This window comes from Pseudorhodoferax sp. Leaf267, assembly GCF_001422405.1.
Classification (GTDB): Bacteria; Pseudomonadota; Gammaproteobacteria; order Burkholderiales; family Burkholderiaceae_C; genus Pseudorhodoferax.
This window is the reverse complement of the sequence record NZ_LMMV01000001.1, coordinates 981,327-994,736: the sequence shown is the minus strand read 5'-3', so window position 1 is coordinate 994,736 and position 13,410 is coordinate 981,327. Positions and strand designations below refer to the sequence as shown.

General features: G+C 67.7%; 13 protein-coding genes and 1 tRNA gene. 7 read left to right on the top strand and 7 right to left on the bottom strand.

Annotated elements, in window-relative coordinates:
* Positions 1-23: 23 nt before the first annotated feature.
* The 3 genes from ASF43_RS04385 to ASF43_RS04375 all read right to left on the bottom strand — a co-directional run bounded on the left by ASF43_RS04385 (position 24) and on the right by ASF43_RS04375 (position 3,137).
* Positions 24-608: an amino acid synthesis family protein gene (locus ASF43_RS04385; protein ID WP_056177096.1), complete on the bottom strand. Its 585-nt coding sequence runs from the start codon at positions 606-608 to the stop codon at positions 24-26.
* A 73-nt stretch (positions 609-681) separates the two neighbouring features.
* A complete protein-coding gene (locus ASF43_RS04380; RefSeq protein WP_056177095.1) occupies positions 682-1,551 on the bottom strand; it encodes a UPF0280 family protein in 870 nt (289 codons plus the stop codon).
* An 8-nt stretch (positions 1,552-1,559) separates the two neighbouring features.
* On the bottom strand, positions 1,560-3,137 hold the full coding sequence (locus ASF43_RS04375) for a hypothetical protein (protein ID WP_056178101.1): 1,578 nt from the start codon (positions 3,135-3,137) through the stop codon (positions 1,560-1,562).
* A 242-nt stretch (positions 3,138-3,379) separates the two neighbouring features.
* Here ASF43_RS04375 and ASF43_RS04370 point away from each other — a divergent pair, with 242 nt between their 5' ends.
* From ASF43_RS04370 to ASF43_RS04355, 4 genes are all read left to right on the top strand, one after another.
* Complete coding sequence (locus ASF43_RS04370; RefSeq protein WP_056177093.1) at positions 3,380-4,156, top strand: ferredoxin--NADP reductase; 777 nt, start codon at positions 3,380-3,382, stop codon at positions 4,154-4,156.
* 20 nt (positions 4,157-4,176) lie between these two features.
* The gene (locus ASF43_RS04365) at positions 4,177-4,941 is read left to right on the top strand and encodes a TetR family transcriptional regulator (protein WP_056177091.1); all 765 of its coding nucleotides are present in this window, start codon (positions 4,177-4,179) and stop codon (positions 4,939-4,941) included.
* Positions 4,881-6,080, top strand: coding sequence for an amidohydrolase family protein (locus tag ASF43_RS04360; RefSeq protein WP_056177089.1), 1,200 nt, complete (start codon positions 4,881-4,883; stop codon positions 6,078-6,080). The genes ASF43_RS04365 and ASF43_RS04360 overlap by 61 nt, the downstream gene beginning before the upstream one ends.
* A gap of 45 nt (positions 6,081-6,125) precedes the next feature.
* Positions 6,126-6,202: transfer RNA gene (locus tag ASF43_RS04355), tRNA-Arg, on the top strand.
* Between the two features lie 65 nt (positions 6,203-6,267).
* Here ASF43_RS04355 and ASF43_RS04350 read toward each other — a convergent pair.
* On the bottom strand, positions 6,268-8,664 hold the full coding sequence (locus ASF43_RS04350) for a bifunctional diguanylate cyclase/phosphodiesterase (protein WP_056177087.1): 2,397 nt from the start codon (positions 8,662-8,664) through the stop codon (positions 6,268-6,270).
* 353 nt (positions 8,665-9,017) lie between these two features.
* On the opposite strand from ASF43_RS04350, the gene ASF43_RS04345 reads away from it, so the two are divergent.
* From ASF43_RS04345 to greB, 3 genes are read left to right on the top strand one after another with little or no spacing between them, the layout of a single operon-like run.
* Positions 9,018-9,239 carry a hypothetical protein gene (locus tag ASF43_RS04345; RefSeq protein WP_156373124.1) on the top strand — a complete coding sequence of 74 codons (222 nt, stop codon included), beginning with the start codon at positions 9,018-9,020 and terminating at the stop codon, positions 9,237-9,239.
* 1 nt (position 9,240) lies between these two features.
* Positions 9,241-9,564, top strand: coding sequence for a hypothetical protein (locus ASF43_RS04340; RefSeq protein ID WP_056177083.1), 324 nt, complete (start codon positions 9,241-9,243; stop codon positions 9,562-9,564).
* 51 nt (positions 9,565-9,615) lie between these two features.
* Positions 9,616-10,176 (top strand): transcription elongation factor GreB, encoded by a 561-nt coding sequence (greB, locus tag ASF43_RS04335; protein ID WP_056177081.1) that lies wholly within the window; start codon positions 9,616-9,618, stop codon positions 10,174-10,176.
* Here the strand turns inward: greB and ASF43_RS04330 are convergent.
* The 3 genes from ASF43_RS04330 to gmk all read right to left on the bottom strand — a co-directional run bounded on the left by ASF43_RS04330 (position 10,155) and on the right by gmk (position 13,379).
* The gene (locus ASF43_RS04330; protein ID WP_056177078.1) at positions 10,155-12,446 is read right to left on the bottom strand and encodes a bifunctional (p)ppGpp synthetase/guanosine-3',5'-bis(diphosphate) 3'-pyrophosphohydrolase; all 2,292 of its coding nucleotides are present in this window, start codon (positions 12,444-12,446) and stop codon (positions 10,155-10,157) included. The genes greB and ASF43_RS04330 overlap by 22 nt on opposite strands.
* A 93-nt stretch (positions 12,447-12,539) precedes the next feature.
* Complete coding sequence (gene rpoZ / locus ASF43_RS04325) at positions 12,540-12,743, bottom strand: DNA-directed RNA polymerase subunit omega (protein WP_056177077.1); 204 nt, start codon at positions 12,741-12,743, stop codon at positions 12,540-12,542.
* 15 nt (positions 12,744-12,758) lie between these two features.
* The gene (gmk, locus tag ASF43_RS04320; RefSeq protein WP_056178099.1) at positions 12,759-13,379 is read right to left on the bottom strand and encodes a guanylate kinase; all 621 of its coding nucleotides are present in this window, start codon (positions 13,377-13,379) and stop codon (positions 12,759-12,761) included.
* Between the last annotated feature and the right edge of the window lie 31 nt (positions 13,380-13,410).

The window sequence follows — 13,410 nt, the reverse complement described above, 5'->3', positions numbered from 1 at the left end:
CCTTGGGAACGATGGAAACTGAATCAACGCAGGCCGTCCTTGCCTTCGATCTCGGACGCCTGCAGGCCGCCAACGCGCGGCAGCGGCCGGCCGCCGACCGTGACGGCTACGGCGACCACGATCTCATTGGCGCGCGGTGCATCGGACACGCGCGCCTCAATGGCATCGAAATGGCTGCGCACGAAGGCCGCATCCTTGTGGCCCAGTGGCACGTCGATCGCACAGCCCATGCCGCCCATCTTCTTGCTCGACGGGACCAGGGCCGCGCCCTTCTCCACCGCGCGGCGCAGCGGCGCGCCGAGCTTGGGATGCAGCAGCGCGGCCGCGTGTTCGAGTTCGCCGGCTTCGCCGACGATGGCGGCCTTGCCATAGCCCTCGGCCTCGGCGGGCCTGATGCCGAGTGCGGCCACGCACTTGTCGCCGAGCAGGCCGCCCAGTTCCTCGCCGATGGCGATGAGCTCGTCCAGGTTCTGGGCGTAGCGGCCGGCGAAGGGATTCACGATGACCGCCATGGCCAGCGCACGGCGCACGGGCGGCATGACGGGCTGCCCCATTTCGAGGCGGGTTTCATCGACTTGCACGATCAGTTTGCGGATCAGGGCGGGCATGGCGGGCTCGTGGCGTTACGAAGTCAGGGCGGATTGTGGAGGCGATTGCGGGCGTTGGCCTTAGGTACTTTCATTAAGCAATTACTGCACCAATCGTGTCGCTGGTGCTGCGCCACCGGCCCTGGCAGGTCAGCGCGGCATGCCAGATCAGGCCTTGTGCGCGCAGCGCCTGGGCATGGGCGAGGCCGGCGTCCAGCGCATGGTCGACCAAGCCCGGCGGCAGTGGCGGCACATCGACGGTGACGAGGCGCGCGCCAAGATCGGTGTCGTCCTTGATTGTGTTGGCCGGCCGCCGCACGATGCGGGCGTCGTCCACATCGACGGCATTGGCGACCATGCTGGCGGCAGCGTCGGCTGCGGCGGCTTCGTGCGCGAGCACGGTCACGCTGTCGGCGATGCCCAGCGAGAAGCTCCGGCCACGCCAGCCGCTGGTGGCGATGCCGCGCACGGGCAGGTCGGCCGTCACGCTGAACTGCGCATCGGTCGGCAGGGCGTCGCGCGACGTGGCCCCGTCGAAGCGCGCCAGGTCGGCGAACAGACCTACCCGGACCTGGGCACCAGGCGCGAGGTGCAGCGCGATGTCGCCGCCGTTGTTGACCCAGGCGCGCACGATGCCGGGGCGCGCGTAGCAAGCCGCGATCTCCTGCGCGACGGCGCCGGCCACGGCCGCCATGGGAGTGATGAAGCGTGCGCGGTGCGGCGCGCAGGCCGACCACATGCGGCGTGCAATCACACCTTGCAGCGGGCAGCGTTCGTCAACGGGCTGGCGCAGTGTGGGCAGTTCGGACACGAGTTCCATCAGCACGGTGGCGAAACGTGCCCAGGCGCTTTCGTGGGCGCAGGCCACTGCTGCGGCGTCGCCCTCGGCGCCGATGACGAGATCGATCGGCCCATGCTGGAAATGCGCGCGGCCGCCGGGCAGGGTGTCGCGCGTGGGGCCCATGGACGCTGTCAGCCCAGCTGCGGAGGCTGTCCGATCGGCCAGCCATTGCCGGGCGCCGGCGCGAGCATGCGGCGTGCACGCGGTGCACCATCGTTGTGCCAGGCACCATGGGCGAGCGTGTCGGCCAGCGAGCGCACCTGGTCCATGTGGCCGCCCAGGCGTTGGTACTCGGCCAGCGGCATCGTGAACTCCAGCGGCGCCACGATGGCCGGCGTGGGCACGGTGCCGAAGCTGTTGTCGGGCATGCGCATCACATCCACCATGACCGTGATGCCGCCGCCGGGCCACACATAGCCTGGCGCGCCACCCAGGGTGACGTTGACGACGGATTTCTTGATCGCCTGCGTGAGCAGCACCGGGTTCTCGCTGACGCCCGCGCGCAGGCTGCCGCCGGCGCCGCCCAGGAACAGCACGGTGGTCAGCGAGGGCTCGCAGTTCTCGCCGATGCGCGCCACGACCTGGGCCACGGCCTCGGGCATGGGCTGCGGCTGGGGCACCAGCGCATCGTCGAGCACGTACCAGGCGGCATGCTCGCCGGTGGTCGACACCATCAGCAGGCGCAGGCCGGGCCAGGCCGCATCGGCCTCGCAGGTCTCGATGATGGACAGCGGATCGGCGATGTCGGTGCCGCCCCAGCCCGTGCCGGGATTGGCCACCTGGAAGTAGCGGCCGGGGGTCGACTTGCGTCCGCGCACCTTGATGCCGGCCGGCTTCATGTCCAGGCAGCGGCCGGCCTGGTGCTCGGTCAGCACGCCGGTGATGTGGTCGTCCACCACGATGACCTCGTCGGCGACGCCTGCGAACTGGCGCGCGAAGATGCCGACCGTGGCCGAGCCGCAGCCGACGCGCATGCGCTGCTCCAGCACGCCGTTGACGATGGGCGCCTGGCCGGCCTGGATCTGCAGCTGCGCACCGCCGTCGATGGTGAGCTCGAGCGGCTTCTTGTTGCCCAGCGTCTGCATGACCTCCAGCGTGACGCGGCCTTCCTTCTTGCTGCCGCCCGTGAGGTGGTGCACGCCGCCCAGCGACAGCATCTGCGAGCCGTACTCGGCCGTTGTCACGTGGCCGACGACCTCGCCCTTGCAGCGCACGTTGGCCTGCTCCGGGCCCAGCCAACGGTCGGTATCGATCTTCACCTTCAGGCTGCAGTAGCTGAAGATGCCCTCGGTGACCACGGTCACCATGTCCACGCCGGCGGCTTCGGAGGCGACGATGAAAGGCGCGGGCTTGTAGTCGGGGTAGGTGGTGGAGGCGCCGATGCCGGTGACGAACACCGAGGAGGCTGGCACCAGGGCCGCCTCGTCGCCCTCGCCACGCACCGTGAACGGCACCAGCAGCGCTTCGGCATCCAGCGTCTTTTGCAGCAGCACCACCGGGTCGACGCGCACCAGCACACCTTCTTCATTCGCATAGCGGTCGCAGGCGCCGGTGCGGCCGCGGCCGATCTGGCACAGCACGGGGCAGGCATTGCACTCGACCTTGTCGCTGGCCATGCGCTCGTTGCGCGGCCGCGCGCGGTCCAGCGCCTGGGGCATCACGAGGTCGGGGGCGTCGGGCAGGCCGTCGGTCTTGGTGTGCTCGTTCAGCATGGGGCTCTTTCGGTTCGGCAACCGCGCCGTCATCGTGGGGATCGATGGACGCACTGTGGCGTTTCATGTAGCATTCACTTAACGTGAGTGCGGCCGATGCTACAGAAAAAGCGCATCGGTCGCAAGCACGCGGATCGAGAGCCAGCCGGGCCGGCAACTTGCATGCCGCAGACGCCAGGAACAGCCATGGCCTGGTGGAAAATCGGGCCGTTTTTCACTCTTGCAGCAGTTCGAACGACATGAGCGCATTCAACGAAGAGAAGGTCCTCTCCGTCCACCACTGGACCGACCGCCTGTTCAGCTTCACCACCACGCGTGACCCCTCGCTGCGGTTCTCCAACGGGCACTTCACGATGATTGGCCTGCGTGGCGAGAACGGCAAGCCGCTGCTGCGCGCCTACAGCATTGCCAGCGCCAACTACGAAGACCATCTGGAGTTTTTGTCCATCAAGGTGCCTGACGGTCCGCTGACCTCGCGCCTGCAGCACATCAAAGTTGGCGACCCCATCGTCGTGGGCCGCAAGCCCACCGGCACCCTGGTCACCGACTACCTGCTGCCGGGCAAACGCCTGTATCTGTTCGGCACCGGCACCGGCTTGGCACCATTTCTGAGCATCGTGCGCGATCCTGACACCTACGACCGCTACGACCAGGTCATCGTGGTGCATGGTGTGCGCCAGGTCGACGAGCTGGCCTACCACGACATGCTGGTCGAGCACCTGCCCGCGCACGAGGTGCTGGGCGAACTGGTCAGCAGCAAGCTGCGCTACTACCCCACGGTCACCCGCGAGTCCTACCGCAACATGGGCCGCATCCCCGACCTGATCGTGAACGGCAAGCTCTGCGACGACCTGCAACTGCCGCAGCTCAACGCCGCCGAGGACCGCGTGATGCTGTGCGGCAGCCCGGCCATGCTGCGCGACCTCAAGCGTCTGCTGGAGGAGCGCGGCTTCAAGGAAGGCAACACCTCCACGCCCGGCGACTTCGTCGTCGAGCGCGCGTTCGCCGAGCAGTAGGCCGAGCCGTTCCCCAGCGCATGCCCAGGGCTGCCAAGAGTGCCGAAGGTTCGCGCAAGCCCGGCGTGCGCGAGCAGGCCGTCATCGTCTCGCGCGCCAACCTGCTGCGCGCGGCCACGCGGATCTTCGCCAAGCATGGCTTTGCCGGCGGCCGCGTGGGCCAGATCTCCAAGGCCGCGAAGTCCTACGACCGCATGATCTATTACTACTTCGGTAGCAAGGAAGGTCTGTACATCGCGGTCATCGAGGACATCTACCGGCGCATGAACGAGGCCGAGTCCGAACTGGCCCTGGACGAGACGCAGCCGGTGGAATCGCTCAAGACGGTGGTCCGCTTCGTCTGCCGCTACTACCAGAAGCACCCCGAGTTCGTCACACTGCTCAACAACGAGAACCTGCTGCAAGGCCGGCACATCGTGAAGATGCGTTCGGCGCACCAGTATTCGTCGCCCGCGATCTCGGTGCTCCAGCTGCTGATGGCCGCCGGCGTGGCGCAGGGCGTGTTCCGCGACGACGTGTCGGTGCGCGACGTCTACATGATGATTGCCGCGCTGGGCTATTTCCCGCAGTCCAACCGGTTCACGCTGTCCGAGTTCCTGGGCCAGCGCATCGACGACGCCGAATCGCTCGCGCGGTGGGAAGCCTTCATGGTCGACGCCGTGCTGCGCACCGTCATGATCGAGCCATTGCAGAACCACACCACCAGCCCCCACGGAGATCCAACATGGCAGAAGCCGCCGCCACCGCCAGCTCGGGCAAAGTCGTCATCCGCAACATCGGCCTGATGCTGTCGGGCGACATCGACCGCCCCATCCTCGAAGCCGACACCATCGTCATCCACGACGGCCTGATCACCGCCGTCGGCAAGCTCAAGGACTGCGACACCGAAGGCGCGACCACCGTCATCGATGCCAGGCAGACCTGCGTCGCGCCGGGCCTGATCGACAGCCACGTGCACCCCGTCTTTGGCGACTGGACGCCGCGGCAGAACCAGCTCGGCTGGATCGAGTCGACGATGAATGGCGGCGTGACCACCATGATCTCGGCCGGCGAGGTGCACCTGCCGGGCCGGCCCAAGGACATCGTCGGCCTGAAGGCGCTGGCCATCACGGCGCAGCGCGCGTTCGACAACTTCCGCCCGGGCGGCGTGAAGGTGTTGGCCGGCGCGCCCGTCATCGAGAAGGGCATGGTCGAGAGCGACTTCAAGGAGCTGGCCGCAGCCGGCGTGGGCCTGCTCGGCGAGATCGGGCTCGGCTCCGTGAAGGGCGGCACCGAAGCCGCCGTCATGGTCAAGTGGGCACGTGCTGCCGGCATCCAGAGCACGATCCACACCGGCGGGCCGTCGATCCCTGGCTCGGGGCTGATCGACAAGGACGTGGTGCTGGAGGCCGATGCCGACGTCATCGGCCACATCAACGGCGGCCACACCTCGCTGCCCGAGGCACATGTCTGCGAGCTCTGCGAAAAGTCCAGCCGCGCGATCGAGATCGTGCACAACGGCAACGAGAAGGTAGCCATTGCCGCAGCGCAGGCCGCGCTGCAGCTCAAGTGCCCGCACCGCGTGATCCTGGGCACGGATGGCCCGGCAGGCTCGGGCGTGCAGCCGCTGGGCATGCTGCGCATGGTGGCGCTGCTGTCCAGCCTGGCCAACATCCCGGCCGAGCTCGTGTTCTGCTTTGCTACCGGCAACACCGCCAGGATCCGCAAGCTCAACTGTGGGTTGATCGAGGTGGGGCGCGCGGCCGACTTCGTGTTCATGGACCGTGCCCAGCACACGGCCGGCCGCACGCTGCTGGAGAGCGTGCAGCTGGGCGATATCCCGGGCGTGGGCATGGTCATGATCGACGGCATCGTGCGCTGCGGCCGCAGCCGCAACACGCCGCCGGCGACCGAGATTCCAGTGGTGGTTTCTGCATCGCATTGAGATTTTCTGGAAACGGCGAAAAGCCGTGCTAGAATCTGTGGCTTCGCGGCTGTAGCTCAGTTGGATAGAGTACTTGGCTACGAACCAAGGGGTCGTGGGTTCAATTCCTGCCAGCCGCACCAAATCGACGGGTTGGTCCTCAAAAGGGACCAACCCGTTTTCTTTTGTCTTGCCGAAACGCGCCGTTTCAGGCGCTGGCGTGCACACGCGGCGGTGCGGCGCCGATGGCCCAGGCTTGCATGAACGCTGTGGCGTCGTGCGGCGCGAGCGGCCGGCTGAACAGGTAGCCCTGCAGCACATTGCAGCCGCGCTGCTCCAGCAGCAGCGCCTGGCCTGACGTCTCCACGCCTTCGGCCACCGTGGCCATCTTCAGCGCACCCGCCATGGCCACGATGGTGTCGACGATGACCTGCGCCTCATTGTTGGCCGCCAGGTCGTGGATGAAGCTCTTGTCGATCTTCAGCGTGTCGAAGCGGAACAGGCGCAGGTAGCCTAGCGCCGAATAGCCGGTGCCGAAATCGTCCAGCGCGATACGGTAGCCCATGGTGCGCAGGGTGCCGAGGGTTGCGACCACCGCGTCCGGGTCGTCGATCAGGGCCGATTCGGTGATCTCCAGTTCCACACGCGTGGCGGGCATGCGCTCGCTGTTGCTGCGTGCCAATTCCAGGAAGCCCGGCGCGCTCAGTTGTGTCGCCGACACGTTCACCGAGATCCTGATGTCGGCCGGCCAGGCCAATGCTTCGCGGCAGGCCTCGGTCAGCACCCACGCGCCGATGGCCGGCATCAGGCCTGCCTGTTCCGCGATGCCGATGAACTCGGCCGGTGGAACTTCGCCGAACTCCGGATGGCGCCAGCGCAGCAGGGCCTCGAAGCCGTCCAGTCGCCCGCCCGGGGCCGAAATCTGCGGCTGGTAGACCAGCCACAGCTCCTGGCGCGCGACCGCGCCGCGCAGCGAGTGCTCCAGTGCGGCGCGGCGCCGGCTGGCCTCGGCCATCGTCTGCTGGAAGATGCTGTGGCGGCTGCCGCCGGCGCGCTTGGCGCTGTACAGCGCGATGTCGGCATGGCGCATCAGCGTGTCGACATCCGTGCCGTGCTCGGGCGAGAACGCCACGCCCATGCTGGCGCGCAGCGAGATGCGGGTGCCGTGCGTCAGCAGCGGGGAGGCCAGGCTGGAGGCGATGCGTTCGAGCAGGGGCTGGATGGCCGCAGCGCCATCGACCCCGCGCACCAGCATGGCGAACTCGTCGCCGCCGAGCCGGGCGACCGTGTCCGTGCGCCGGGCCACTGCGATCAAGCGCGCACCGAAGGTCTGCAGCAACTGGTCGCCTGCGCTGTGGCCGTGCGAGTCGTTGGTCTGCTTGAAGCCGTCCAGGTCGAAGGTGACCACGGCCAGCGGATGGGCGTGCGTGCTGGCCGCCAGCAGGGCCGCGCGCAGGGATTCGTGGAACTGGCCGCGGTTGACCAGGCCGGTGAGCGCGTCGTTGTGCGCCAGCCAGCGCAGCTTGCGGTGGGCCACGTGCTTGTCGGTGATGTCCGTGGCCACGCCACGCCAGCCCACGAGTCCGCCCTGCGCATCGCGCAGCGGGCGAGCGCTCAGCGACCACCAATGCTGACGCCCTTCAGCCGCCAGATGGATGACGGCATCGCGAAACGGATCCTGGCCACTCAGCAGATCGGTCAGGCTGGCCCACTGCGCGCGCGCTTCGTCGTCCTGGGGTAGGAGGCGGCGTAGCAGCACGCTGGCGCGCAGGCCCTGCATGCGTGCCGGCGCGGTGCTCAGGGTCTGCGCCAGCCGCCGTGGCACTTTCGCGAAGCGGCCCCTGGCGTCCAGTTCCCACAGCAGGTCGCTGCTCTGGTCTTCGACGTCGCGTAGCAACAGGCCGATCACCTCGCTCTGGCGTGCCGCATGGGCTTCGGCCATCAGCCGGGCGCCGAAGGACTTGGCCAGCACCCACGCGGCATAGACCACGGTCAGCACGTAGAAGAACAGCAGCCCGCTGGTGCCGCTGGCTTCTGGCGCTGGCCATGCGGCCAGCACCACCGTGCCGGCCAGCCCCAGGATCAGCGCAAAGGTCGTTGCCGCCCACGGAAGAGGGGCCAGCATGCAACCACCCGCGCAGATCATGCCGGTAGTGAGCATGCCGATGAAGAACTTGCCGCTGGAGGTGGCCCCGGCAAACGTCGACAGAGGCAGCGCCGCCCACAACGTCGCGAGCACCGCGGCATGCAGCCATGCCCTGCCCAACGCACGGCGCGATGCGGTGGCCCGCAGGGCGCCGCGGTGCGAGCGGTACCAGCCGCGAAAACCCATGGCCGACACCACGACGATCAGGGTCGACCAGACCAGCAGGAAGCTGCGCGATGCCTGGTCCCACAAGACCACACTGAGCAACGCCGCGTTCGACACGTTGACGACCGTGGCGATCGGCGTCAGGCGCAGGACGGCCTGCAGCTGCTTGGCACGAAAGTGCGCGGCATCTGCCTCGTCCGCCGCATAGGCGCTGAATGTGCTGCGCAGAAAGGTGCCGAGGCGGGCCCACTTGCCGGCTGCCGATTTGTCGATGGCACGTCGCCGCTCAAACATCACGCCGCCCCAGCAGTCGCAGGGCGGGCCTGGGTGACCGATTGGCATGATCCATGGCTTGGAAGCGTCCGCGACGACGTAACATTTTGCTGCGTATTCCGAAACAGTCAGAGCCTAGCACTGCACTGGCGCCCATCGACGGTGTGCGGCCAGCGGATGGATGGCCGGCCAACCTGCAGATCCTGGACGTTGCGCCGCTGCAACGACCTGTCGGCCCATGACTACGTGGCGTCGGGGCAGAGGACGATGCCGACGCTGGCTTTGCACTGCGACCATGCAGCCCTCTTTGGAGAGTCCGATCCATGCTCGATGCCATTGCCTTGCCAACGCCGGCAGCGCGCCGCCGGCGCCACATGTCTTCCGTTCCGACGCCGCATTCCGTGCCGCCGACGCCGCCGGTGCCCGGCCACCCCGATGTGGTGGACCCGGACGATCCGGTCAACCCCGAGCCCGCCACGCCCGTGCAGGAGCCGCCCGATGAGGGCGACGTGCCCACGCGGCTGCCGGGCCACCCCGGCAAACCCGCGCATGTGCACGCCCGCCATACGCAGCGCCATGAACACCCAGGTGCTTGACATGCCCGCCCACGTCGTGACCGGCGTCCAACTGGACCACCTGGGCCAGGTGGCGCGTGTGCGCTGGTACCTGGCCGATGGCGTGGACGAGACGGTGCATGCGGGCGCCGTGCCGCGCCCTGTCACGGCCGAATCGGTCGTCGACACCTTGGAGGTCATTGACAAGCTGCTCGACGCGGAGCCCGTGGTGCCGCTGTTTCGCAGCCCCAGCGGCGCCAGGCTCGGCGCGATGATCAAGGTGCATGTGCAGGCCGACGGCACCGAGTCCATCGAGGTGGACCCGAGCCTGCCAGGGCAAAGCCTGCGCGACCTGCCGCGCCTGTAGCCCGCTTGTGCGGCCTGGGGGCCGCCCAGGCGTTTGCCGCACACTTCGGCCATGAGCAAAGCCTTCACCAAAGAGACCGATGCCGTCGAGGACGACGACGAGCCCTCGTTGCCGTCGCTGCCGGCGGGTGGAAAGAACTACATCACACCGCAGGGCTATGCACGCCTGCGCGATGAGCTGCTGGACCTGATCGACAACGAGCGCCCCAAGATCGTCGACATCGTGCACTGGGCCGCCAGCAACGGCGACCGTTCCGAAAATGGCGACTACCTGTACGGCAAGAAGCGGCTGCGAGAGATCGACCGGCGCATCCGCTTCCTGACCAAGCGGCTGGAGATCGCCGAGGTCACCGACCCCAGCGTGCACCACGGCGGCGACCAAGTGTTTTTCGGTGCGACGGTCACCTATGCCGACGAATCGGGCGACGAGCAGACCATCACGATCCGAGGCATCGACGAGGCCGACAGTGCTGCGGGCGAAGTCAGCTGGATCGCGCCGATCTCACGCGCGTTGCTGCGCATGCGGGTGGGCGACACGGTGCGGCTGGCGACGCCGGCCGGCGTACGCGACCTCGAAGTGCTGGACGTGCGCTACCCGGCGCCGCCGGCATAGGCGGCGGCCGTGGCGCGCACCGCGCGCAGCACCGCAGGCGTGCGTTTCAGGGTGCGCAGCGCCTGCTCCAGGTGCATGCGGTCGCGCACCGAGATCACGAAGCGCAGGTCCGACGCGTCCTGCGTTTCTTCCTGCCCCATGTCCATGTGGATGATGTCCACCTCGGCGGACGCCAGCGACGCCGCGACGCGGGCCAGAACGCCCTTGCCGTTGTTCACGGTGACCACGATGCCCGTCTCGAACGAACGCACGGGCTCGTCGGACCAGGCGACCGCGATGAAGCGCTCGCTGTCCTTGTACTGCAGGCGCTTGGCCAGCGCGCAGTCGGCCGTGTGGATGAACAGGCCCTCGCCGCGCCCGAGGTAGCCCACGATCTCGTCGCCGGGCACGGGGCGGCAGCAGCGCGCGTACTGCACGGACGCGTTCTCGCTGCCGTCGATCACCACGCCGCCTTGCGACACGCTTTCGTGCGCCGTGTAGCGTTCGCGCGTCATGAGCAGCGGGTCGGCCTTGGCGCCGCGTTCGGTCACCAGCACCTTCAGGCGCTTGGCCACGATGCTGGCGATGCGCTTGCCCAGGCCGATGTCGGTCATCAGCTCGGCGCGCGTGCGGTTGCCCGAAAAGCGCAAAAGCTTGTCCCAGATCGGCTGGCCTTCCGCATCGCTGCCGGGCAGGGTCTCGATGCCCTCGGCGCGCACGGCCTGGGTCAACAGCTTTTCGCCCAGGCCTTCGGATTCGGTCTGCGCCAGGCCCTTCAGGTGGTGGCGGATCTTGGAGCGCGCGCGGCCGGTGCGCACGAAGCCCAGCCAAGCCGGGTTCGGTGCCGAGACGGGCGCGGTGATGATCTCGATCACGTCGCCGTTGTGCAGTTCGGTGCGCAGCGGCACCTGGTCGCCGTTGATGCGCGCGGCCACCGTGCGGTCGCCCACGTTGCTGTGGATCGCGTACGCGAAATCGACGACAGTGGCGCCGCGCGGCAGCGCCATGATCTGGCTCTTGGGGGTGAACACATAGACCGCGTCCGGGAACAGGTCGACCTTGACGTGGTCCCAGAACTCGGAGGCGTCGCGTGTCTCGTGCTGGATGTCCAGCAGCGACTGCAGCCATTGGGCGCCCATGCGGTCGCTGGCGTGGCCCTCGGGATGGTTGGCCTTGTACAGCCAATGCGCAGCGACGCCGGACTCGGCCACCACATGCATCGCATCCGTGCGCATCTGGAACTCGACGTTCACGCCGGACGGCCCCACCAGCGTCGTATGCAGCGACTGGTAGCCGTTGACCTTGGCGATCGCGATGTGGTCCTTGAAGCGGCCGGGCACGGGCTTGTAGAGCTGGTGCAGGATGCCCAGTGCCGTGTAGCAGTCGGTGACGCTGCCCACGACCACGCGAAAGCCGTAGATGTCGGTGACCTGGGCGAACGACAGGTGCTTGTCGTCCATCTTGCGGTAGATGGAATAGAGCGTCTTCTCGCGCCCGGCGATGCGCACCTTCATGCCGGCATTGGCAAAAGCCGCTTCCAGCTCGGCCTGCACCTTCTGCACGAGGTCGCGGCGCCGGCTGCGTGCCTTGGCCACGGCCTTGGCCAGCACGGCGTGGCGCCAGGGCATCAGGTGCTGGAAGGCCAGCTCCTGCAATTCGCGGTAGGTGACGTTCAGGCCAAGCCGGTGCGCGATGGGGGCGTAGATGTCCAGCGTCTCCGACGAGATGCGCGCCCACTTGCTGCGCGGCATGTCGCCCATGGTGCGCATGTTGTGGCTGCGGTCGGCCAGCTTGATCAGGATGACGCGCACGTCGCGCGCCATCGCCAGCAGCATCTTGCGGAAGGACTCGGCCTGACTTTCCTCGCGCGTGTTGAACTGCAGCTTGTCCAGCTTGGTCAGCCCGTCGACCAGCTCGGCCACCGGCGCGCCGAAGCGCTCGATCAGGTCCGGCTTGGTCACGCCGCAGTCTTCCATCGCATCGTGCAGCAGCGCGGCCATCAAGGCCTGCGCGTCGAGCTTCCAGGCAGCGCACTGGGCCGCGACGGCGATGGGGTGGGTGATGTAGGGCTCGCCGCTGCTGCGCAGCTGGCCCAGGTGCGCCTCGTCGGCGAAGCGGTAGGCCTGGCGCACCTGCTCGATGCTCTGGGCGTCCAGATAGTCCAGGCTGGCCGTGAGGGCGGCGAAACTGGCGGCGGCGGCATTGGCGGCGGCCGGACTGGCCTCCACGGCCTTGGGACCCTTGCGGGGCGATGTCCGGACTGCGGTGTCGGAGGGCAGTTCGACGTTCATACCCTCAAATGTAGCCTGCGCCCCCCGAACGCAAGCCCCCAAGAAAAAAGGCACCGCGATGCGGTGCCCTTTCTCAAGCGTGTGGATAAGCGATCAGGAGGGGACCTTCTTCAGCATCTCCAGGCCGACCTTGCCAGCGGCGATTTCGCGCAGCGCGGTCACGCCTGGCTTGTTCTTGCTCTCGATGCGGGGTGCGTGGCCCTGGCTCAGCATGCGGGCGCGGTAGGTCGCGGCCAGCACCAGCTGAAAGCGGTTGGGGATCTGCTCGAGGCAGTCTTCGACGGTGATGCGTGCCATGGGGGACTCCAGTGCTCAGAGGATCTGCAGGGATTGGAAGATGTCGGCCCTGGCACGCGCCTGCGCCAGGTATTTGAGTCGCTGGGCATGGACGATGGCTTTCAGGTCGAAAACCGCCCGGTCGAACAACTCGTTGATTATAACGAAGTCGAACTTTTCGGCCTGTGCCATCTCGACGGCCGCGTTCTTCAGCCGCAGTTCGATGACATCCTGCGTGTCCTCGCCGCGGCGCTCCAGCCGCGAGCGCAATTCTTCCCAGCTCGGCGGCAGGATGAAGATCAGCACGGCATTGGCGAATGCCTTCTTGATCTGCATCGCGCCCTGGAAGTCGATCTCCAGGATCACGTCCGCGCCCTGGGCAATGCGCTCCTCGATCGCTTTCTTCGAGGTGCCGTAACGCCGGCCATGGACCAGCGCCCATTCGACGAAGCCGTCGGCGGCGACCATGGCGTCGAAATCGCTGTCAGGCACGAAGAAATACTCGCGGCCATGCTTTTCCTGGCCGCGCGGGGCACGCGTGGTGTGCGAGACCGAAGGCTGAATGCGGGAATCGAGTTCGAGCAGCGCCTTGACCAGGCTGGACTTGCCGGCCCCGCTGGGGGCTGCGACGACGATCAGATTGCCGGGGTAGTCCATGGCGCGCGGGGTCTGCAAAAGGGCGCCGAGT